Genomic DNA, 21,721 nt, shown 5'->3' with positions numbered 1-21,721 from the left:
GGGTGTCCACAAGCAGCCCGGCGAGCTCGAGCCCCCTCCCGAGCGGCAGGGCCCGGCGCCCAGCCCCCGGGAGGGCGGACGGGCAGGTGCGCGCGGGCGCGGGGCGTCCGGCTGCATAGCGTGGGGGAATGAGCCTCCCATCCCTGTCCCTGCCCTCGCTCGTGCCCGTGACCCAGCCGCGCCGGTACGGGGAGTGGCGAGCGCTGTTCCGCACCCTCCCCACCCCCGCGCGCGACACGCTGCCGGGGCGCTACCGGGGAGAGCTGCTGGGGCCCGCCTGGTTCCAGGGCCTGGTGCGACAGGGGCTGGGGCTGCTGGGCTTGCGTGGCTGGTGGGGCAAGGACTTCGCGGCGGGAGGGCGCGACGGGGTGAACCTGGTGCGGCGCGAGGGGGGGCTTTCGCGCTCGGTGCCGCTGGTGCTGCGCGACGGCGTCTCTCGCGTGGACGGACGCGCCTCGCTCCAGGTGGAGTACCCGCGTGGGGCCGGCTGGCAGTGGCGTCCCTTCGTGGACGAGGTGCGCTGGCTGGAGGGGCACACGCTGCTGGCGATGACGCACCTGGAGCTGCCGCTGGTGCGCCACCTCGTCATCCCCTTCCTCCTGCACCGCGAGCCCACGCTGCACTGAGGCGAGCGGGGAGCCCCCGCGCCGGGCGGGAACGCCCACCCGTGAACATCCGCGCGGGACGGGTCGGACATCCACGCGCGCAAGTGCTCCCCAGGCAGGCGCGAGCGCATTACAGGGAGGCCCCTCATGGGTGCTCTCTCGGAGACGCGGAACGTGAAGACGTCGCAAACCCCTTCGTTGGGCGCATGGGTGGAGGCGGGCCCCCGGGTGCGCTGGCGTGTCTGGGCCCCTGGCCACCAGCGGGTCGACGTGGTGCTGTTCGACGCGAAGGGCGCGCCGGGACGCGAGCTGTCCATGACGCCCGAGGCGGACGGCTGCTTCGGCGCGGTGCTGGAGGGCCAGGGCGCGGGCGTGCGCTACAAGCTGCGCGTGGATGGGGAGGGGCCCTTCCCGGACCCGTGGTCGCGCTCGCAGCCGGAGGGCGTGCATGGCCCGTCCGAGGTGGTGACGGCGGACTTCGCGTGGACGGACGCGGGCTGGAAGGGCGTGGAGCCCCGCTCGCTCGTCCTCTACGAGGTGCACGTGGGCACCGCCACGCCCGAGGGCACCTTCGAGGCGCTCATCCCCCGGCTGCCCCAGCTCCAGCAACTGGGCATCACCGCGCTGGAGTTGATGCCGGTGGCCAGCTTCCCCGGCCGGCACAACTGGGGCTACGACGGCGTGGACCTCTTCGCGCCGGCCCAGGTGTACGGAGGGCCCCAGGGGCTGCGCCGCCTGGTGGACGCCGCGCACGCCGCGGGGCTCGCGGTGGTGCTGGACGCCGTCTACAACCACTTCGGTCCGGACGGGAACTACCTGCGGGCCTTCTCGCCGCACTACTTCACCGGGCGCCACCACACGCCGTGGGGCGACGCGGTGAACTACGACGGCGAGCACCGCCGCTTCGTGCGGGAGATGGTGCTCTCCAACGTGGAGATGTGGATTCGCGACTACCACCTGGACGGCCTGCGGCTGGACGCGGCGCACGCCATCGTCGACGACGGCACGCCGCACCTGCTCACCGAAATCTCCGAGCGGGCCCGCGCCAGCGCCCCGGGCCGCCGCGTGGTGCTCATCGCCGAGGACGAGCGCAACGAGCGCAAGCTGATGCTGCCCGCATCCGAGGGTGGCCACGGCCTGGACGGCGTCTGGGCGGATGACTTCCATCACCAGATGCGCCGCGCCTTCGCGGGGGACTCGGAGAGCTACTACCAGGACTACACGGGCAGCGCGGAGGACCTGGCGCGCACGCTGGTGCGGGGCTGGTTCTACGAGGGTCAGCCGTCGAAGAACCTGGGCCACGCGCGCGGCACGAAGGCGGAGGGCCTGGAGCCGTGGCGCTTCGTGTACTGCATCCAGAACCATGACCAGGTGGGCAACCGCCCCCTGGGTGAGCGACTGGGCCACGACGTGTCCCCGGCGGCCTTCCGCGCCATGAGCACGCTGCTGCTCGCGTCGCCGTACACGCCGCTCATCTTCATGGGCCAGGAGTGGAACGCGAGCACGCCGTTCCTCTACTTCACGGACCACCACGCGGAGCTGGGGCGGCTCGTCACGGAGGGACGCCGTCGCGAGTTCGCCGGCTTCTCGCGCTTCGCGGGCGAGGAGGTCCCCGACCCGCAGGCCCAGGACACCTTCACGCGCTCCCGGCTCGACTGGAGCGAGGCCCAGCGGCCCGAGCACGCGGGCGTGCTGGCCCTGTACCGCGAGCTGCTCGCGCTGCGTGCCTCGGATCCCACGCTCACGGACGCGCGCCGGGGCACCTATGACGCTCGCGCGGTGGGCCCGGACGCGCTGGTGCTGGAGCGGCGCGGCGGAGGCCAGGTGCTCCAGGTGCTGGTGGCCCTGCGCGGCGAGGTGGAGCACGCGGTGCCCGCCGACGCCCAGGTGGTGCTGTGGAGCGACGCGCCGCGCTTCGGCGGGGACGTGGCGGCCTCGCCGCTCGTGGGCGACACGCTCCGGCTCCGTGGCCCCGGCGCCGTCATCGTGCGGTCCGCGGACGCGAAGCAAGGCTGACCGCCCGTGAAGTCCCACCGGGGCGCCGCGCGTTGACGCGGTGCTTCCCGTGCGGGCGGGGGAGGGTGTCAGGCGCGCCGATGGGCCCCATCAGGGCGGCGCGTCGTGGGCTCCCCAGGGGGCTTGCCGGTGTCGACAGGGGGGCCCCGCCGTGCTCAGCATCGCGGCCATGAACGTCCTGAACGTCCAGACCGCCACCGAGTCCTCCGACCGCATCTGGGAGAAGGAGATCCTCCCGGCGCTCGAGCGCTACATCCGCATCCCGAACAAGTCGCCCGCCTTCGACCCGGACTGGGTGAAGGCCGGACACATGGAAGCCGCGGTGCAGCTCATCGTGGAGTGGTGTCGCGCGCAGGCCCCGCACCTGCCCGGCCTCACGCTGGAGGTCATCCGCCTCAAGAACGAGCAGGGCGCGGAGCGCACGCCGGTCATCTACATGGAGGTGCCGGGCACGAAGGGCGACGACACCGTCCTGATGTACGGCCACCTGGACAAGCAGCCGGAGATGACGGGCTGGCGCGAGGGCCTGACGCCGTGGACCCCCGTGCGCGAGGGCGACAAGCTCTACGGCCGAGGCGGCGCGGATGACGGCTACTCCGCGTTCGCGTCCCTGGCGGCGCTGCGCCTGTTGCGCGAGCAGGGCGTGGGCCACGCGCGCACGGTCATCCTCATCGAGGCGTGCGAGGAGAGCGGCAGCTACGATTTGCCGGCGTACATCGAGGCGCTGGCGCCGCGCATCGGCAAGCCGTCGCTGGTGGTGTGCCTGGACTCGGGCTGCGCCAACTACGAGCAGCTCTGGATGACCACGTCGCTGCGCGGCATGGTGGCCGGCAACCTGCGCGTGGACGTGCTCACCGAAGGCGTGCACTCCGGTGACGCCAGCGGCATCGTGGCGTCGAGCTTCCGCGTGCTGCGCCAGGTGCTCTCGCGCGTGGAGGACGAGTCCACGGGCCGCGTGAAGGTGGACGGCCTGCACGTGGAGATTCCGAAGGAGCGCCGCGAGCAGGCGAGCGCCGCGGCGAAGGTGCTGGGCGAGGAGGTCTTCGGCAAGTTCCCCTGGGTGTCCGGCATGAAGCCCATGTCCGAGGACGGCGCGGAGCTGGTGCTCAACCGCACCTGGCGTCCGGCGCTGTCGGTGACGGGCGTGGACGGCCTGCCGCCCCTGCAGAGCGCGGGCAACGTGCTGCGGCCCTTCACCACGGTGAAGCTGTCCATGCGCATCCCCCCGCGCCTGGAGCCGAAGGCGGCGCAGAAGGCGCTCAAGGACGCGCTGGAGCAGGACCCGCCGTACCAGGCCAAGGTGTCCTTCGAGGGTGACAAGGCCAGCATCGGCTGGGACGCGCCGCCGCTGGCCAGCTGGCTGTCGCGCGCGGTGGAGTCCGCGTCCGGCACGTACTTCGGCCGGCCCGCCATGGCCATGGGCGAGGGCGGCACCATCCCCTTCATGGGCATGCTGGGCGAGCGCTTCCCGGAGGCGCAGTTCCTCATCACCGGCCTGCTGGGCCCGGGCAGCAACGCGCACGGCCCCAACGAGTTCCTGCACATCCCCACCGGCAAGAAGCTCACCTGCTGCGTGGCCAGCGTCATCGCGGACCACTTCCAGCGCTAGGCCCCGCCTCCGCCGGCGCGTGGCCCCCGCCGCTCCCCGCACCTGGGAGCGGCGGTGCGGGGCCCGCCTCGCGAAGCCCGTCCCACGCCGACTCCAGGGCGCATCGATACATCCACCGAGACATCCGCCTCCGACCCGGGGGAGGGGCGTCGAGGTGTGTCTGTCTTCCAGCGCCCGTTCCACGAGACACGCGTGGATGCGTGGTTGCGAGGGATTGTCCCGAAGTCCTATCACCCGGCCCGCGCATCCAGATGGATTCACGGCGTTCGGGTCCGTGCTTCCCGACGAGCAGCGGTCTCGTCGGAGTCTGGTGGCGTGTGTCTTTTCACCCGAATGGACAGTCATCCAAGCAACGGAGCCAAGCGAATGAACGCCAGCAGGTCGCCCGTGGTCAGCACGAAGGAAGGGCAGGTGCAGGGTCTGGTGGAGGGCCCGGTCTTCGTCTTCAAGGGGATTCCCTACGCGCAGCCGCCGGTGGGCAACCTGCGCTGGAGGGCGCCGCAGCGGGCCCAGCCGTGGCGTCACATCCTGGATGCATCCGAGTACGGCCCGGCCTCCATGCAGTCGAGGCAGGCTTGCATCGAGTCCGGCGGCGGGGACCCCGGGGAGCCGGACGAGAACTGCCTGCACCTCAACGTCTGGACGCCGAAGCTGGACGCGGACGCGAAGCTGCCCGTGGTGGTGTGGCTCCACGGCGGCGCCTTCGTGCTCGGCGCCTCGCGCTTCGAGGCCTACGACGGCTCGCCGCTGGCGATGAAGAACGTGGTGGTCGTCACCCTCAACTACCGCCTGGGCCACCTGGGCTTCTTCGCGCACCCGAAGCTGCAGGAAGAGCAGCCGAACGGCCCCGCCAACTTCGGGCTCCTGGACCAGATGCTCGCGCTGGAGTGGGTGAAGGACAACATCGCCTTGTTCGGCGGGGACGCCGGCAATGTCACCCTCATGGGCGAGTCCGCGGGCGCCAAGAGCGTGCTGGCCCTCTACTGCTCACCGCTCATGCGCGGCCGGGACCTGTTCCACCGGGGCGTGGCCATGAGCTCGTATGTGCTCGCGGAGAAGCCCCTGGCGGACGCGAGATACTGCGGCGAGGCCACCGCCCAGCGGCTGGGCCTGGACTGGCACGAGGTCTCCATGGAGAAGCTGCGGGCCCTCCCCGCGGAGCGCTTCTGGCCGCTGCCGTCGGACGTGAACAACGCCCCCTGCCCCATCGCGGGGGACTCCGTGCTGCCCCTGGGCATCCGGGAGACCTTCCTGGCCGGGGAGCAGCTGGACCTGCCGCTCGTCATCGGCAACACCAGCGATGATTCCAGCGTGGTGGCCTCCTTCGGCATCGACCCGGGCACCATCCTGGAGAAGCTCGGCGGGCTCGCGGACACGGTTCGCGCGCTGTACGGAAAGCAGCTGGGGGACCGGGAGATTGGCCGGAGGATGTGTCGCGACTTCGTGTTCGCCGTGCTGCCGCGCTACCTGGCCACGCTCCACGCGTCCCGCGGCAACCCGGTGTGGCGCTACGCCTTCGACTACACCGCGGAGATGCTGCGCCCCCGCAGCCCGAACGGTGTGCCCCACGGCCAGGAGATTCCGTTCTTCCTCGGGACGACGGAGCTGGGCCCGCCGAACCAGGGGTTCATGAATGACAAGGACAGGGCCTGGGCCGGCCACATGCTCGACGCCATCGTCCGCTTCGCGCGCGACGAGAAGCCGGGGAGCGTGGGCGGCGTCGACTGGCACGAGCACACCCAGGAGGCGGACCGGCTGCTGCGGCTCGCGCCCACGGTGACGGCGGAGACGGACTTCGACAAGGCCATCCTCGACGTGGCCACGCTGTGCATCCCCCTCATCGATGCCTTCGCCAAGCCCAAGCCCCCGGCGATGCCTCGGGGGGCCGCGGGCGGCTCGAAGGGCGCCACCTCCACCGCCGCGAAGAGCAAGGGGCGGCCCCAGGCCACCCCTTGAGTTTCACGCGGGGATGAGGCGGGCCGTCAGCGGCCCGTCTTGATGCCCAGGTTGCCGCTCGGGGTGCCCCCGGGCGGCCGCTTCGTGGTGCCAGGGGACTTGCCGCCCTGGCGCCGCAGCTCCAGGCGCAGCTCGTCGTCCGCGGCGGAGACCTCGCGCGTCACCGGCTCGTAGCCCGCGAGCGCGAGCGTCACCGACACGATGGGCGCGCCCTTCTCCAGCGCCAGCTTCATGGGCGTCACGCCGCGCTCCTCGCCGGCGATGCTCACCGTGGCGCCGGGCGGCTCGGTGATGACGGGCAGCTCCACCGTCTTCACCGGCTCCACGGGCGGCGGCTTCGTGGGCTGCGCGGGCGGCTTCTCCGGCTCCACCACCACGGCCTGCACGGGCGGCTTCTCCGTCGGCGGGGTGACGCTCGCGGGGCCGCGCAGGAAGACGATGGCGGCGCCGGCCACCAGCAGGGCCGCGCTCACGACGATGACGGGCACCCACGGCACGCGCCTGGGCTCCACCACGCGCTCCATGGGCGAGGTGCCCCGCGTGCGGTCCTGCACCACCGGCCCGCCCACCGCGGCGGCCACGGCCTGACGCGAGCGCGTGCCCGGCGTGACGTTGCGCTGCTGGCGCGAGGCCGACGTGCGCGCGCCCTGCGCGGAGGGGCCCACGCCGCTCAACGACGAGTTGGAGCGCGAGTCCAGGTCCGCGTCCTCGGCCAGCTGGTCCAGCTTCGCCGGGTCCGTCTCCGTGGAGATGCGCTCGTTGTAGAGCTCGCGCAGGTACGCGGACAGGTGCGCGCTGCTCGTGGGCAGCCGCAGGTTGAGCGCGTAGTCCTCCAGCGCCAGCCGGAACGCGCCGCAGTCCGGGTAGCGCTCCTCGGGCGTGGGCGCCAGGGCCTTGAGCACCACCTCATCCAGCCCCGGTGGCAGCTTGGGGTTCAGCTGCGAGGGCCTGGGCACCTGGCAGTCCTTCACCAGCCGCAGCGTCATCAGGTCGGAGTCGCCCTTGAACAGCCGCTTGCCGGTGAGCAGCTCCCACATCACCACGCCCAGGGCGAACAAGTCGCTGCGCGCGTCGATGGCCAGGCCGCTCGCCTGCTCCGGGGACATGTAGGGGTACTTCCCCTTCAGCACACCCGTGGCGGTGTTGGCGCTGCTGGTGGCCGCCTTGGCCACACCGAAGTCGATGACCTTCACCCCGCCGTCGAAGCCGACCAGGATGTTCTGCGGGGACACGTCGCGGTGCACCAGCCGCATGGGCCGGCCTTGTGGGTCTCTTGCCTGGTGCGCGTAGTGCAGCCCCGCGGCCGCGTCCGCGATGATGCGCAGGATGAGGCCCACCGACAGGGGCTTGCCCTGGGTCCGGGAGAACTTCTCCAGCCGCCGCACGTCGTCGCCCTGGACGTACTCCATGGCGAGACAGTGACGCCCTTCAATCTGCGTCAGGTCGAGGATGGTGATGAGGTTGGGGTGGGTGAGACGGGCCACCAGCCCGGCCTCGTCCAGGAACATGGACAAGAACTCATCGTCCTCCGCGAGGTGCGGGAGGATGAGCTTGAGGACCACCAGCCGCTCGAATCCCGTGCCGTGCTCACGGGCCAGGAACACCTGGCCCATTCCGCCCGACGCAATCTTCCGCAGCAACTCGTACTTACCGAATGGCACCGCCATGATGTGTCCGGGAGGATATCTCCCTTTCTCACCGTGCGGGAAATGGCCAGTCGTCTGTCACCCCACATTGACGGAATGGGGTGAAGGTCCGGGTGGGTCTCATGCCTTCATCCGGTAGCCCGAACGGAGCACGAAGTAAACGGCGGCGGTGGCCACCAGCGCGACGCCCGCGAGGATTCCGGCGCCCAGCGCGGGGGAGAACATGCTCTTGCCGAGCATGCCGTAGCGCAGCCCCTCCACCATGTAGACCATGGGGTTGAAGAGGCTGATGGTGCTCCAGGGCGCGGGCAATTCGCGCACCGAATAGAAGACGCCGCCCAGGAACGTGAGGGGCAACATCACGAAGGTGGGGAAGAAGTTGATCTGCTCGAACTTCTCCGCCCACACGGCAGCGAGCAGGCCCAGCACGCTGAAGACGTAGGAGGCGATGAGCAGGAAGTAGGCGGCCACCCACGCGTGCTCCAGGCTGAAGCCGGTGAACAGGCCGGCCACGGCCCAGGTGAGGCCACCGACGACGAGGCCGCGCACCATGGCGCCGCCGATGAAGCCCGCCATCAGCTCGCCGGGGCCCAGCGGGGCCACGAGCAGGTCCACCACGGTGCCCTGGATCTTCGTGATGAACAGCGACGAGGAGCTGTTGAGGAAGGCGTTGTTGGCGATGCCGAGGAAGACCAGGCCCGGCACGATGAAGTGCAGGTACGGCGAGCCCTCCACCTCGGCGACGCGGCCGGAGATGGAGTAGCCGAAGACGATGAAATACAGCGTGGTGCTGATGAGCGGAGAGAGGACCGTCTGCCCCGGCACGCGCATGAAGCGCCGGACCTCCTTCACGAACAGCGTCTGCATCCCGAGGACGTTCATGGTGGTGTCATGGCGGCGCGGCCCCGAGGCGTCGCCTTGGGAAGGCGCGTCCTCGTGGGCGGGCGCGAGAAAGGGGTGGGGTCAGGCGGCCTGGGGCGAGGGACGACCGCGGAGCACTTCCAGGAGGACATCCTCGAGGCGCGAGCGGCGCGTCTCCACGTCGGCGATGGGGAGCCCCTCCGCGTACAGCACGCGCAGCAAGTCCCCGGCGGGGGCGGCGCCCTCGCGCTCGACGTAGGTGAGCGAACGGCCGTCCTCGGACAGGCGCGAGGTGAAGCGGCGCGCGGCCTCCGACAGGCTGGACTGCGGCTCGGTGAAGCTGACGACGACGCGCTTCTCGCCGAAGCGGCGCAAGAGCGTGGCCTTGTCCTCCACCATGAGCAGGCGGCCCTCGTTGATGATGCCCACGCGGTCGGCCAGCTCCTCCGCCTCCTCCAGGTAGTGGGTGGTGAGGACGATGGTGGTGCCCTCGGAGGCCAGCTTGCGCACGTACGTCCAGAGGTCGCGGCGCAGCTCCACGTCCACGCCCGCGGTGGGCTCGTCGAGGAACACCAGCCTGGGCTTGTGCACCAGGGCCTTGGCGATGAGCAGGCGGCGCTTCATGCCGCCGGACAAGGCGCGCGTGAGCGAGTCCTTCTTGCCTTGGAGGTTGAGCGCGGTGAGCACCTCGTCCACGCGGGCCTCGTCCTGCTTCTGGCCGTAGAAGCCCTGCTGGATGCGCAGGGACTCCGCCACGGTGAAGAACGGGTCGAAGTTGATCTCCTGCGGCACCAGGCCCACCTGGTAGCGCGGGCCCACGCTGTCCTGGTCCAGGTCCTGGCCGAAGACGCGGATGGTGCCGGCCGTCTTGCGGACCAGGCCGCACACGCTGCCGATCATCGTCGTCTTGCCGGCGCCGTTGGGGCCGAGCAGCGCGAAGATCTCCCCTGCCCGGATGGTGAGGTCCATCTGCTGCAAGGCGGTGAAGTCGCCGTAGCGCTTGGTGAGTCCCTGGAGCTCCAGGGCGGGGGTGGGGGTCGACATGGCGCCGCCTCGTGTAACACCTTCGATGGCTGGGCGCTTGGCTTGTGAGAGCCCGCATGCGCCCGGGGATGACGAGGTGTGTCGTGTCGACCCTCACCCCGCGAGGAGGCGGCGTGCCTTGCGCCCTCGGGAGAGGGACCGCGCGTCCGGGCGCCCTGTCACACCGTGCAGGGGAAGAAGACGTCCGTGGTGACGGAGGCGCCCGCGGAGTCCCAGACGATGTACTGGACGTGGGCCTGGAGGCCGGCGGTGCAGCGGCCGTTGGCGCGCGACAGCACGTCGCCCATGGGCAGCATGGTGAGGATGGTGGCGTTGCTGACGCCGACCCAGTTGAAGCCGTAGGGCGGGGTACCGCCGCTGATGATGCCCTCGCACGTGAAGGTGGGGCGTCCGAAGCCCTGCATGTTGCAGGAATGGATGGTGCCGGTGAGCGTCGTCAAAGGCTGCTCGCCCTGGGTGGGGGCGGGCGTGTCCTGGGCGACCTCGGGGCCTTGGCAGGCACACAGGAGCAGGGGGACGGCGAACAGGGGAAGGCGGCGCATGGCGACCTCGGGGGGGCGAAGTGGGTCGTGGTGCCGGACGCGATGAGCCTGGGAGCCAAGCACGGCGGGGTGGAGAGGGGAAGGTGAGGCGGGCAGTGGACTTCCGCCGAGGGGCGGGACGCTCTCGCCTTGAGTGCGTTGTTCCACCCTGGTATCCGCGAGCCCCCACCCGCTCAGAGCAGGAAGCCCCAGATGGCCCAGAATTTCATCTTCACGATGCAGGACCTGCGCAAGGTCAAGAACGGCAAGGAGATCCTCAAGGGCATCTACCTGTCGTTCTTCCCCGGCGCGAAGATTGGCGTCATCGGTCCGAACGGCTCCGGCAAGTCGACGCTCCTGCGCATCATGGCGGGCGTGGACACGGAGTTCTTCGGCGTGGCCAAGCCGGACCCGGGCGCGAAGGTCGGCTACCTGGCACAGGAGCCGCAGCTGGACCCGTCGCTGGACGTGAAGGGCAACGTGGAGCTGGGCCTGAAGGAGATTCGCGCCTCGCTGGACCGCTTCAACGAGGTCAGCGCGAAGTTCGCCGAGCCCATGAGCGACGCGGAGATGGAGAAGCTCCTGGCCGAGCAGGGCCGGCTGCAGGACGCCATCGACGCGGTGAACGGCTGGGAGCTGGACCGCACCATCGAGATGGCCATGGACGCGCTGCGGCTGCCGCCGGGCGACGCGGACGTGACGAAGCTGTCCGGCGGTGAGAAGCGCCGCGTGGCGCTGTGCCGCATCCTGCTGGAGAAGCCGGACCTGCTCCTGCTCGACGAGCCCACCAACCACCTGGACGCGGAGAGCGTCGCGTGGCTGGAGCAGGCGCTCAAGGAGTACAAGGGCACCATCGTCTGCATCACCCACGACCGGTACTTCCTGGACAACGCGGCCGAGTGGATCCTGGAGCTGGACCGCGGCGAGGGGGTGCCCTGGAAGGGCAACTACTCCAGCTGGCTGGACCAGAAGCAGAAGCGGCTGGAGCTGGAGGAGAAGTCGGAGAGCCACCGCCAGAAGACGCTCAAGCGCGAGCTGGAGTGGGTGCGCCAGTCGCCCAAGGCCCGCCAGGCCAAGAGCAAGGCGCGCATCGCGGCGTACGAGGAGCTGCTCAACCAGGGCCAGGAGAAGCGCGACGCCACGGGCGAGGTCATCATCCCGCCCGCGCCCCGCCTGGGCGGGCTGGTGGTGGAGGCCAAGGGCCTGCGCAAGGCGTACGGCGACCGGCTGCTCATCGACGACCTGAGCTTCAAGCTGCCGCCGGGCGGCATCGTGGGCGTCATCGGCCCCAACGGCGCGGGCAAGACGACGTTGTTCCGGATGATGACGGGCACGGAGAAGCCCGACGCGGGCGAGCTGAAGATTGGCGAGACGGTGGTGATGGCCTACGTGGACCAGAGCCGCGACGCGCTCAACGGCGACAACAGCGTGTTCGACGAGGTCAGCGGCGGGCTGGACCACCTGGACCTGGGCCGCGCGGGCCAGGTGCCCAGCCGCGCGTACCTGGCGGGCTTCGCCTTCAAGGGCCAGGACCAGCAGAAGCGCGTGAAGGACCTGTCCGGCGGCGAGCGCAACCGCGTGCACCTGGCGAAGATGCTCAAGAGCGGCGGCAACCTGTTGCTGCTCGACGAGCCCACGAACGACCTGGACGTGGAGACGCTGCGCAGCCTGGAGGACGCGCTCTTGAGCTTCGCGGGCTGCGCGGTGGTCATCAGCCACGACCGCTGGTTCCTGGACCGCATCGCCACGCACATCCTCGCGTTCGAGGGGGACAGCAAGGCCTTCTTCTTCGAGGGCAACTTCGAGGACTACGAGGCGGACAAGAAGAAGCGCCTGGGCCCCGACGCCCTCAATCCGCACCGCATCCGCTACCGCCCCGTCTCCAAGTCCTGAGCGCCGGGCCGCGCGTGGGAAGGTCTCCCACTCTCTCCTGGTAGAGAGGGTGTGGAGACCTTTCCGTTCTTGATGTGGCTTCACGGGGGGTTCTAGCGTCCCGGCGCATGAACCTTCGAACCCGTGGGCTGTTGAGTGTGGTGGCTGTCGTGATGTTTGGACTGACGGCGTGCAACGCCGGGGATCCGAGCGAGGAGCAGGGCGCGCTCGAGTCCTCCGAGGCGGCGCTGTGCAGCGTGGAGCAGTCCTGTCCGAGCGGGATTCCGGTGACGTGCTCGTCGGCGGGCAGCACGTGCACCTCCAGCCCGGACAACGGCGGCTGGGTGGAGTGTGATGGCATTCGCACCTATTGCCCGCCCGCGTGTACGTGCGGGAGCACGCGCTACACGGCGACGCGCTCGGGTGAGGGCGCCACCTGCGGCGCGGCGATGAGCCAGGCGCGCACGCTGCTGACCTCCACGGTGGCGGCGAACTGCCCGGCGGGCGGCTGCAACATCTCCGACACCCTGGGCCAGTGCATCCCGCTGGGCCCCAACCGGACGGATGGCTTCCGCGCCAGCGTGACCCGGACCTACTCGTGCAAGGAGCCGGCGAACTGCCAGTAACCCCCGTGGCACCGCGACGGTCCCGGTTTGACTCATTCGTGACATTCATTGAAGTCGGAAACTTTGAATGTCGTGGGATTGAGTCGCCGGGACCTGTCGCTGGCTGTGGCGTCTTGATGCGCCCGTGAGTGCTCGACGCTGATTTCAGTCAGACCGAACCTTTCGGCTGCTACTGCGTCACGGGCCTCGTCCGTCCGGGAAGCGTCGGCGTCCAGACAGACTCACTGTCGGCCAGAGCAGACACCCGACCCGCAAGTGATTGCAGGTAATTGGGTCAAAAAATAGTCGTGAGGCTGAAAATTGAGTGTGGCAATCAGGTCACGGGCTGTCCGGAATTCCCCAGATAATGCACCGCATTAACAGGCGGACAGGAAGTGTGGGGGCGCGTGGTTTCCCTCTGTAGGGGAAGGTGAATTTGGGTGGGTTCGCAACTTTGGGTGGGTGATCTGGAAAATCCGTTTGGCGTCTGTTGATGCGCTTTCCCGGCTGACAGCCATTGGGGAGGGGCGCGTCGGACCTCATAGGGAGCCATCCACATGTCTGTCAGGAACGTCAGCAACCGCGAGCGCGACACCCGCAGCTACAAGATCCAGGAGCGGGACACGCTCACGAAGATCGCCAAGCGCGAGGGCACCACGGTCGACGAGTTGGCCCGTCTCAACAACCTGGCGGACCCGAACAAGATTCGCGCGGGGGCCACCCTGCGGCTGCCCGGCCAGCAGGACGGCTTCGAGGCGGCGGCGTCCACGCAGAACAACCAGGGCCTGCGCCGCCAGCAGACGCAGACCCCGGGCGACACCTTCGACGCGGGCACCACGGCGGCGGCGGGCATCACGTCCAACAACGTGTCCGGCACGCAGAACGGCTACCGCAACATCCAGGACCTGGGCGCCTTCACGCGCGGCGGCTCCAACTCCGAGGCGGCCATCATCGTCGGCACCTCCGAGGGCAACCGCCGCCCCGACGGCTCCACCACCTCCAGCTACGGTGGTCACACGGACCCGGGCAACGCGAAGCACAACCGCGGCTCGTTCTCCTACCAGGGCGGCGGTGCGCGCTCGCCCGAGCACGCGGACCAGATCTGGAACCGCGAGCTGACCAACGCCACCCCCGCCTACGAGCGCGCCGCTCGCGCCGCGGGCCTGGACCCGAACAACGCGCTGCTCGCGTCCACGTTCTTCGACCTGCACACCCAGTCGCCTCGCGCCGCGCAGAACTTCATCAACCGCGAGATGCCCAGGCTGGCCCAGGACCCGCGCGGCGTCACCCGCGACTCGCTCATCGACGCGCGCGTGAACGCGTACCGCAACGACCAGGGCGTCCTGCGCGCCGCGGGCTTCGACCACAGCGAGTCCCGCCTGCGCGCGGACCAGACGCGCCGTGAGACGGCGCTCGTGTCGGCGCTCGACGCGCGTGGCTATCGCACCGGCAACACCGACCAGGCCCAGCCGAGCAACGTCCCCATTCCCCAGCCGCGCCCGGTCTCCGAGCGTCCCACGTCGGACACGGTGCTGCCGGACAATGTGCCGATTCCCCGCCCGCGCCCGTCCTCGGAGCGCCCCGTCACCACGACCGGGGGCGCGACGCCCACGGACATGAGCGACACCGCGCAGGTCGCGGCGGCCACGGACCGGGCCGCGGTGCAGACGCGCACCCCGTGGATCAGCCAGTACGACGCCTCGCAGGTGGAGCGCGCGGGTGACAAGGCGTGCTTCCGCGCCGCCACCGCGATGGCCCGCCAGGCCGGCGCCAACGTGACGAGCGTCGACCAGCGCATCCAGGTCGCCACCAGCGAGGGCCCCAACGGAATCACGGTGGACCGCGCGGCGGCGGAGCGCGGGCGCAACTACATCGACCAGCAGCTGGCCGCGGGCAAGCCGGTGGTCGTGGGCGTCAACCACAAGACGGGCCGCAACGTCGGCAACGCGGACGGCATCACGGACCACTTCGTGGTCATCACCGGCCGCGGCACGGACGCGCAGGGCCGCACCTACTACACGTTCAACGACCCGGCGACCCGCAACCAGAGCCGCGGCGCGGACACCAACGCGAACAACCGCTTCTACGTGGACCCCAACACGGGCAACCTCACCCGCCCCGGTCCTCGCGACGGCTACGTGGTCGGCCGCCAGTTCGACGTGACGATGGTCCGCCCGAACGCGTAATCACCCGCGTCGCATGGACGAAGACAGCCCGGCGGCCCCTGGTGGGTCGACCGGGCTGTTCCATGTCCAGGGCCGGGGGACGAGCCTCGCCGCGAGTGGCCTGGCCCCCGCCTCGCGCCTGGTGTGGGGGCAAGCGGCGCGGCACGAGCTCGGCCTGGCTCCGCGGGAGGGCCTCGTCGCGAGAAGCTCGACCTGGCTCAGGGCGAGCGCCGCGCCGCGACGAGGCCTGGTTCCTGTCTCGCGTCCTGATGTGGGGCAAGCGGCGCGGCACGAACTCGGCCCGGCTCAGCAGGAGGGCCTCGCCGTGAGAAGCTCGACCCGGCTCAGGGCGAGCGCCTCGCCGCGACGAGGCCTGGTTCCTGTCTCGCATCCTGAAGTGGGGGCAAGCGGCGCGGCACGAGCTCGGCCCGGCTCCGCGGGAGCACCTCGCCGCGAGAAGCTTGACCCTGCTCAGGGCGAGCGCTTCGCCGCGAGGAGGCCCAACGTCGGGGCCCGACGCGCGCGCCGTGCGGCTCGCCTCCGTCACCTCGGGGAGGGTCGCCGTTCCGGAGCGGGCGCGACCTGCTCCCTGGACTCCACGCTCACGGCGAGCGGCGCGAGGCGAGCGTGCCCCTCAGCTCCCGCACCTCCGCGAGCAGCTCCTTCGCGGCCGCCACGGAGGACGTCGTGGCGACGGGCTCCTCGGGCCGCGTGATGAGCTCCGAGGACTCGCCCAGGCCCGTGTCGCGGTGCATCCGCACGCGCTCCAGGATGGCGTCCCGAATCGCCTCGGGGTCGCTCACGCCTCGAAATCGCGCCTCGTGCAGGTGCTCGGCCGGGTCCAGGTCCGCATCGTTGCCACGCGCGCCGCTGCCGCCACCCGCCGTCTCCACCTTCACGTCCGCGATGCCCAGCAGCCGCTGGAGCGGGTTCTGCTGGATGGAGATCTGCTGGATGTTGGCGAACGTCATCGTCTTCTCGCGCAGCGACATGACGCCCTCGTGCACGCGCAGGCTGCGGTCCGTGAGCGCGTACCAGCGCAGCTCGTAGTCCAGCCGGATGACGAAGAAGCTCACCGGGAACATCACCAGGTAGCCCACCCACACGAACGCCTCGAGCGCGTACATGACCGGCCGGGTGTACGGGAAGTCGAGGATCATCGGCACCCAACGGCTGATGAACAACCAGCCCACCACCGTGCCCGCGAGCACGCCCACCTGCTTGAGCGCGAGCAGCACCCGCCGGTAGTTCAGGTACGCGGGCGCCGCGTTGAACACCCGCACCGTGCCCTCGGGGAGCTGGCGCTCGGAGGGCACCTTCAACCAGCGCAGCAGCCATGCATGGGGCACGTCAGCCATTCGTCTTCTCCGGGGTGACGGCGGGCGTGCCCAGCTCCTGTCGCAGCGCGCGCACCTCGGCGGCGACCTCGCGCAGCGCGGCGGCCAGCGCCTCCGACTCACCGGACACCAGCGCTGCGGGCTTCACCTGCGCGTCCGCCTTCGTGTCCCGGGCCCCGCGCATCTTCGAGTAGAGCAGGTCTCTCATCGCCTCGAAGTCCTGCACGCCCTCGATGGTGATCTCCGCCTGGGCGCTGCCGCTGGCCGTCTGGATGAGGATGCGCGCGAGCCCCAGCCATCGCTCCACCACGTGGCTGGACAGGTGGATGTCCTGGATGCGCGCGTACGTGAGCGACACCTCGCGGCGGAAGAGGATGCCCCACCGCATGGTGATGCCCTCCTCGTCCAGCTCGTAGCGCAGCGTGCGGTACTTGAAGTACCGGATGAGCGCGAGGATGGGGAAGCCCGGCCCCGCCAGCAGCGAGCCCAGCAGGTAGTTGGCCAGGAGGTTCTGGTGGGGCTGGAGCACCACCGGCAGCTTCCACGGTGAGGCCGCTTTCGCGGGCGTCATCGCGTGCTGGGGCGGGCGCGAGGAGGTGGCGGGTCCGCCAGGAATCATGGATGGCTCACCAGGGTGTCTCGGACGGTCACTGTCTGTTCCCAACGCGGGAACCCGACACCCATTTCATACACCGGTCCACCCCCCCGTCGTCATGCCCCCGCCCCCGCGCACGCGCGGGCAGATGGATGCCCGGGAAGACAGGGGAAATGCTCCTTTCCGCCAGAGGTCGGGACCGCCGTGCGAACACCCCGGAAGGCAGCCGCGCGTCGCGCCATCGACACCGCGCCGCGGGTGCTTCCGCGGGGAAGGGGAGGCTGACCACTCGGTGACGCGCGGGCTGTGGAGCACGTCACGCTTGCTGGAGCGTGCTGACGTCTCAGAGACAACCCCGCGGCTTTCCACGTATCGGGCGCTTGGTTCAGCGCCGCGCGACCCTACCGTGGCGCCGCATGAACGTGATGCGCTGGTTGGGTCTCGAGGAGATGTTGTCGGGTCTGGATACGCCGGTGGGTTGCACGGCCGAGCAGCTCTCTCGAGACGACATCCCCCGGCTCACCACGCTGCTGTCCACCTGGTACCCGGACATCCGCGTGGGCACGGAGAGCCGTCACCTGGACCCCTCCTTCTACGAGCGTGAGGTCTACCTGCGCGGCGAGTCACCCGAGCGGCCGCTGTACGCCATCGTGTGTCGCGAGCAGCGCAGCGGGGACATCATCGGCCTGCTGACGCTGGAGCGGAACGTGCGAGGGCTCCAGCTCTCCGCGGCGCTGGGCGTCGTGGAGCCGTCGCGCCGGGGGGTGGGCATCGGCTCGCTGGGCACCTCGGCGCTGGAGGTGGTGGGGCGCAACATCGGCGCGGAGGTGGTGCTGTACTACTCCACGCTGAAGACGCCGCTGGGGCAGCGCAACGCCGAGGACCGCGGCTACACGCTGGTGGGGCTGGTGCCCGCCTTCGACGTGGACGCCATCGCCCCGGGCACGGTGAAGCGCGTCTACGAGGCGCTCTACGCGAAGGTGCTCGTGGCGCAGGAGCGCGTCCACGTGCCCGCGTGGGAGATGCTCACGCCCCCGACGCGGGCGCTCTTCACGCACCTGTTCGGCCCCCACCCCGCGCAGACCGCTGTCGCTCCCGAGGTCCGGGAGCAGCGCCATGGTTGAGGTGCGGAGGTTCGAGGGCAACGCCCAGGATGCGTCCGTCTTCGTCAACCGCGTCTGGGGCCAGTACTACGCGGCCCAGGGGCCGCTGACGGACTTCCAGCCGCGCCTGCTCGACTGGGTGCTCTTCGGCAACCCGCTCGCCACGCCCGAGTACCGGCTGGGCGCATACGTGCGCGGGAAGCTGGCCGGGGTCTTCTTCGCGGAGCCCATCCGACTGCGGCTCGGGGAGCGGGATGTAGAGGGGGCGTACGGGAGCTGGTTCAGCGCGGACCCTTCCTTCCGGGGTGAGCGCGTGGGCCAGCAGCTGGCGGTCGCCATGACCGAGCGGCTGCGCGAACGGGGCGCGGCGCTCCTGCTGGGGTGTCTGGCGGATGGCTCGGCCGGGGAGCGCTTCTGGAAGAAGATGGAGGGCACCCGGACCTTCAGCTCCCTGGGGTTGTGGCTGCACGTCTTCGACCTGGCGGCCGTGGCCCGCTGGGCGTCCTCGGGCCCCGAGCGGGCCCTCTTCACCCTGGCGAGCCGCTGGCCCCGCGCGCGTCCCGTGGACGTGGACGCCCATGACGTCCGCCCCTATCGCCCGACGGACCTGCCTGCGTGCATGGCGCTGGTGGACCGGTCGATGGAGCCGGTGAGCCTGGGGTACGCCTATACGCCGGACCGGTTGGCGCACCAGCTCCAGTACCGCGATGTGCCGCGCACCCTGGTGCTGGAGCGGCACGGCATGGTGCGAGGCCTCGTCAACTACTACACGCTCCCCATGAATGCCCGGGGGCCGCTGACCATCGCCATGGTGGACCTGGTGGCGTTCCACGCGTCGGTGCCGCGCCCCGAGCGCAAGCGGCTGTTGCGCGTGGCCATGCGGGACATGGTGTCGCAAGGCGCCCAGTGCGCCGCGATGCTCCGCGGCCCCTGTGTCTCCACCCGGCTGATGCTCGCGTCCGGGTGGGTCCCATGGCCAGGAGGCATGCGCATCGTCTGCACGCTGGCCTCTCCGGACGTCCTCTGGCCCGCCTCGCCCCGCGTCTTCACGCATCTGCGCTGACATTCCCCGCGGGTGCGTCCCCTCGCGCGGGTGGCCCGCTCGACGACGGTAGAATCTACCGTCGCCTGGGGTCTCGGGGGCTCGACAAGGAACTGGGAGAAGGCGCCCGGCGCGCTATGGTTCAGGCAGAGCCGGGACTGTCGCCCCGAGGAGCCATGAACTTCGTCTTCATCTCTCCGCACTTCCCGTCCCACTTCTTCCACTTCGTCACCGCGCTGCGCGAGCGGGGCGTGACGGTGCTGGGCATCGGTGACGCGCCCTACGAGTCCCTGCGCCAGGAACTGCGCGACTCGCTGCGCGAGTACTACTTCGTCCCCAGCCTGCACGACGAGGACGCGCTCACCCGGGCGGCGGGCTACCTCACCTGGCGGCACGGGCGGCTGGAGCGCATCGACTCGCTCAACGAATCCTGGCTCGAAGTCGAGGCGCGCCTGCGCGAGGACTTCCACGTCCCCGGCCTCCACCCCGCGGACATCCACCGCATGCGCTCCAAGTCGGGCATGGCGCAGGTGTTCCATCAGGCGGGCGTGCCCCATCCGGACCTCATCCGCGTGCGCGACGCGGCGCAGGTGAAGCAGTTCGCCGCGCGCGTGGGCTACCCGCTGGTGCTCAAGCCCGACGTGGGCGTGGGCGCCGCCAACACCTTCAAGGTCGCGAGCGACGCGGACGTGGACACGGCCCTGGCCCACCCGCTGCCCACGACCTACGTCGCGCAGCCCTTCGTGCGCGGCACCATCGTCACCTACGACGGCATCGTGGACCGCCACGGCGTCATCGTCTTCACGCTCAGCCACGAGTACAGCGACGGCGGCATGGAGACGGTGGTCGAGCGGCGCGACATCTCCTTCTGGAGCCACCTGGAGATTCCCCCCGCGCTGGACGTGCTCGGCCGTCAGGTGGTGGAGGCCTTCGGCCTGCGCGAGCGCTGGTTCCACCTGGAGTTCTTCCGGCTGCCCGACGGCCGCTTCGTGGTGCTGGAGGCCAACCTGCGGCCGCCCGGCGGCTTCATCCCGGACATGATGAACTACACGTGCGACATCGACGTGTACCGGCTCTGGGCGCGGGTGATGACGGGGGACCCGGTGGCGGACTTCCGCTACACGCCGCGCTACCACGTGTGTCACAGCGCCAGGCGCCACGGCCGGCGCTACCTGCACTCGCACGACGAGGTGGTGAAGAAGCTGGGGCCCGCGCTCCTGCTGCACCGCGAGCTGCCGCCCATCTACCACAGCCTCCTGGGCGAGGAGATGTACCTGTCCCGGCACACCGACCTGGACGCGATGCGGGAGGCGGTGCGCTTCATCCAGGCCACGAAGAAGTGACCAGGCCTCAGCGCTCCTTCCACGTGAGCAGGTACGTGGTGTGGCCCTCCTCCACGGACAGCGTCGTCACCTTGGGGGACTCCGCGCCGCCCACGCGCAGCATGTTCTCGAAGAGGGACTCCGCGTAGCCCGGGGTGTCGAGCACGGAGTTCATCCGCATCTCGAACTCGGTGGGGCTTTTCTCCACCAGCTGCACCTCGGTGTAGTTGTCCGTGGCGCGCAGCGTCTGGGGCAGCCGCAGCACCAGCCGCCGGGGACCGAGCAGCCGCATGACGCCGAACACCGCGCGGCCGATGAACGTGCGTCCGTAGCCCTCCACGTGCGCGGCGGCGAGCTGGCGGAAGCCCTCCTCCAGCGTGAGACCGGGCCAGGTCTCCTCAACGATGACGCGCAGGCAGCGGCTCCACATCACCACCGGATAGGTGGGGTTCAGCGGCCCCTTCACGTTGATGCCGGCCTGCTCGAGCCGCTTCTGGAGCCGGGGGGAGATGCGGCCGGAGAGCCCGTGCTGCAACAGGCCCTCCACGACCTGCGAGTAGACGATGCGCTGCTCGAGGGGGACGGAGGTGCCGGACTTCACGCCAGCAGCCAGCGCATCGCCAGGGGCAGCCGACGCTGCCAGTCCCGCTCGTGGTGTTCACCGCCCGGCTCCAGCACCAGCGACACCTCGTGGTCCGCGTAGCCCAGCGTCTTGAGGTGCTCGTAGAACGCGCGCGTGCCGCGCCCGTAGTCGAGCGGGACGCCGTCGGCGTGGATGAACTCCTGCTCGCCGGCGTCCAGGTAGATGCGCGTCCAGCGGCGCGGGTGGGTGCCCCACTCGGAGAACAGCCGGCTGTTGCTCCACATGACGGTGGGCGACAGCGCGCCGATGCGGCCGAAGATGTTCGGGTAGCGCGAGCCCAGGTACAGCGACATCAGCCCGCCGAGCGACGAGCCCATGGCGCCCGTCCACTCGGCGCCCTCGCGGGTGCGGTAGTGCTGGTCGACCAGGGGCTTCAAGTGTTCGACGAGGAAGCGCGCGTAGGACTCGCCGCGCGCCTTCACCCGGCCCGTGGTGTCGTCCCAGGGGGAGTACTCCTGGAGCCGCCCCTGGCCCGAGTCCACCGCGACGATGATCCACGGCTCCAGGTGGCCCGAGTCCACCGCCTGTTCGAGCGCGAGGTTGGCGCACCAGGTGTCGAAGAGCGCGGACTCCGGATGGGCGAAGACGTTCTGCCCGTCGTGCATGTACAGCACGGGGAAGCGATGCCAGGGCATCGAGTCGTACGCGTCCGGCGTGTAGATGCGCACGGTGCGGGAGAAGCCCTCCTGGGGGGAGGGAAGGTCTCGGACGATGTGGACGTGGCCCATGTGGATGCGGCCGACAGCATACATGGATGGGCCCCCGGCGCCCGCTCCGGC

The 21,721-nt window shown here is 70.4% G+C and carries 18 protein-coding genes; 10 read left to right on the top strand and 8 right to left on the bottom strand.

The window, feature by feature from the left end:
• Nucleotides 1–128: 128 nt before the first annotated feature.
• The 4 genes from VZQ01_RS16620 (at nt 129) to VZQ01_RS16605 (ending at nt 6,186) form a co-directional block, all read left to right on the top strand.
• Nucleotides 129–626 (top strand): hypothetical protein, encoded by a 498-nt coding sequence (locus VZQ01_RS16620; RefSeq protein WP_426748338.1) that lies wholly within the window; start codon nt 129–131, stop codon nt 624–626.
• Between the two features lie 153 nt (nt 627–779).
• The gene (gene treZ / locus VZQ01_RS16615) at nt 780–2,621 is read left to right on the top strand and encodes a malto-oligosyltrehalose trehalohydrolase (protein ID WP_426748337.1); all 1,842 of its coding nucleotides are present in this window, start codon (nt 780–782) and stop codon (nt 2,619–2,621) included.
• Nucleotides 2,622–2,790: 169 nt separating this feature from the next.
• Nucleotides 2,791–4,230, top strand: a complete 1,440-nt coding sequence (locus tag VZQ01_RS16610) for a M20 family metallopeptidase (protein ID WP_426748971.1) — start codon at nt 2,791–2,793, stop codon at nt 4,228–4,230.
• 366 nt (nt 4,231–4,596) lie between these two features.
• Entirely contained in the window at nt 4,597–6,186 is a 1,590-nt protein-coding gene (locus VZQ01_RS16605; protein WP_223749825.1) for a carboxylesterase/lipase family protein, read from the top strand.
• Between the two features lie 26 nt (nt 6,187–6,212).
• Here VZQ01_RS16605 and VZQ01_RS16600 read toward each other — a convergent pair whose 3' ends face one another.
• The 4 genes from VZQ01_RS16600 to VZQ01_RS16585 form a co-directional block, all read right to left on the bottom strand.
• Complete coding sequence (locus VZQ01_RS16600) at nt 6,213–7,853, bottom strand: serine/threonine protein kinase (RefSeq protein WP_223749826.1); 1,641 nt, start codon at nt 7,851–7,853, stop codon at nt 6,213–6,215.
• 99 nt (nt 7,854–7,952) lie between these two features.
• Entirely contained in the window at nt 7,953–8,714 is a 762-nt protein-coding gene (locus tag VZQ01_RS16595) for an ABC transporter permease (protein WP_223749827.1), read from the bottom strand.
• 81 nt (nt 8,715–8,795) lie between these two features.
• Nucleotides 8,796–9,737, bottom strand: a complete 942-nt coding sequence (locus VZQ01_RS16590; protein ID WP_223749828.1) for an ABC transporter ATP-binding protein — start codon at nt 9,735–9,737, stop codon at nt 8,796–8,798.
• A gap of 158 nt (nt 9,738–9,895) precedes the next feature.
• A complete protein-coding gene (locus VZQ01_RS16585) occupies nt 9,896–10,279 on the bottom strand; it encodes a hypothetical protein (protein WP_223749829.1) in 384 nt (127 codons plus the stop codon).
• A 192-nt stretch (nt 10,280–10,471) separates the two neighbouring features.
• Between VZQ01_RS16585 and ettA the strand changes: the two genes are divergently transcribed.
• The 3 genes from ettA to VZQ01_RS16570 all read left to right on the top strand — a co-directional run bounded on the left by ettA (nt 10,472) and on the right by VZQ01_RS16570 (nt 14,921).
• Nucleotides 10,472–12,151, top strand: coding sequence for an energy-dependent translational throttle protein EttA (gene ettA / locus VZQ01_RS16580; RefSeq protein WP_141327170.1), 1,680 nt, complete (start codon nt 10,472–10,474; stop codon nt 12,149–12,151).
• Nucleotides 12,152–12,300: 149 nt separating this feature from the next.
• The gene (locus tag VZQ01_RS16575; RefSeq protein ID WP_426748336.1) at nt 12,301–12,756 is read left to right on the top strand and encodes a hypothetical protein; all 456 of its coding nucleotides are present in this window, start codon (nt 12,301–12,303) and stop codon (nt 12,754–12,756) included.
• A gap of 536 nt (nt 12,757–13,292) precedes the next feature.
• Nucleotides 13,293–14,921 carry a LysM peptidoglycan-binding domain-containing protein gene (locus tag VZQ01_RS16570; protein WP_223749832.1) on the top strand — a complete coding sequence of 543 codons (1,629 nt, stop codon included), beginning with the start codon at nt 13,293–13,295 and terminating at the stop codon, nt 14,919–14,921.
• A gap of 581 nt (nt 14,922–15,502) precedes the next feature.
• Here VZQ01_RS16570 and VZQ01_RS16565 read toward each other — a convergent pair.
• Both VZQ01_RS16565 and VZQ01_RS16560 read right to left on the bottom strand, forming a co-directional pair.
• Nucleotides 15,503–16,258: a PH domain-containing protein gene (locus tag VZQ01_RS16565; RefSeq protein WP_223749833.1), complete on the bottom strand. Its 756-nt coding sequence runs from the start codon at nt 16,256–16,258 to the stop codon at nt 15,503–15,505.
• Nucleotides 16,251–16,856, bottom strand: coding sequence for a PH domain-containing protein (locus tag VZQ01_RS16560; protein WP_223749834.1), 606 nt, complete (start codon nt 16,854–16,856; stop codon nt 16,251–16,253). The genes VZQ01_RS16565 and VZQ01_RS16560 overlap by 8 nt, the downstream gene beginning before the upstream one ends.
• Before the next feature lie 392 nt (nt 16,857–17,248).
• Between VZQ01_RS16560 and VZQ01_RS16555 the strand changes: the two genes are divergently transcribed.
• The 3 genes from VZQ01_RS16555 to VZQ01_RS16545 all read left to right on the top strand — a co-directional run bounded on the left by VZQ01_RS16555 (nt 17,249) and on the right by VZQ01_RS16545 (nt 20,320).
• Entirely contained in the window at nt 17,249–17,956 is a 708-nt protein-coding gene (locus tag VZQ01_RS16555) for a hypothetical protein (RefSeq protein ID WP_267698323.1), read from the top strand.
• Nucleotides 17,949–18,998, top strand: coding sequence for a GNAT family N-acetyltransferase (locus VZQ01_RS16550; protein WP_426748335.1), 1,050 nt, complete (start codon nt 17,949–17,951; stop codon nt 18,996–18,998). Before VZQ01_RS16555 ends, VZQ01_RS16550 begins: the two co-directional genes overlap by 8 nt.
• 155 nt (nt 18,999–19,153) lie before the next feature.
• Nucleotides 19,154–20,320 carry an ATP-grasp domain-containing protein gene (locus VZQ01_RS16545; protein ID WP_223749837.1) on the top strand — a complete coding sequence of 389 codons (1,167 nt, stop codon included), beginning with the start codon at nt 19,154–19,156 and terminating at the stop codon, nt 20,318–20,320.
• A 7-nt stretch (nt 20,321–20,327) separates the two neighbouring features.
• Here VZQ01_RS16545 and VZQ01_RS16540 read toward each other — a convergent pair whose 3' ends face one another.
• Both VZQ01_RS16540 and VZQ01_RS16535 read right to left on the bottom strand, forming a co-directional pair.
• Nucleotides 20,328–20,900, bottom strand: a complete 573-nt coding sequence (locus VZQ01_RS16540; protein ID WP_223749838.1) for a TIGR02265 family protein — start codon at nt 20,898–20,900, stop codon at nt 20,328–20,330.
• Nucleotides 20,897–21,670 carry an alpha/beta hydrolase gene (locus tag VZQ01_RS16535; protein WP_223782498.1) on the bottom strand — a complete coding sequence of 258 codons (774 nt, stop codon included), beginning with the start codon at nt 21,668–21,670 and terminating at the stop codon, nt 20,897–20,899. The genes VZQ01_RS16540 and VZQ01_RS16535 overlap by 4 nt, the downstream gene beginning before the upstream one ends.
• Nucleotides 21,671–21,721 lie beyond the last annotated feature (51 nt).

The sequence above is a fragment of the Myxococcus faecalis genome (assembly GCF_050039385.1).
Taxonomy (GTDB): Bacteria; Myxococcota; Myxococcia; order Myxococcales; family Myxococcaceae; genus Myxococcus; species Myxococcus fulvus.
Note: the sequence above shows the minus strand (reverse complement) of the source record. Positions and strands in the feature narration are given on the sequence as shown.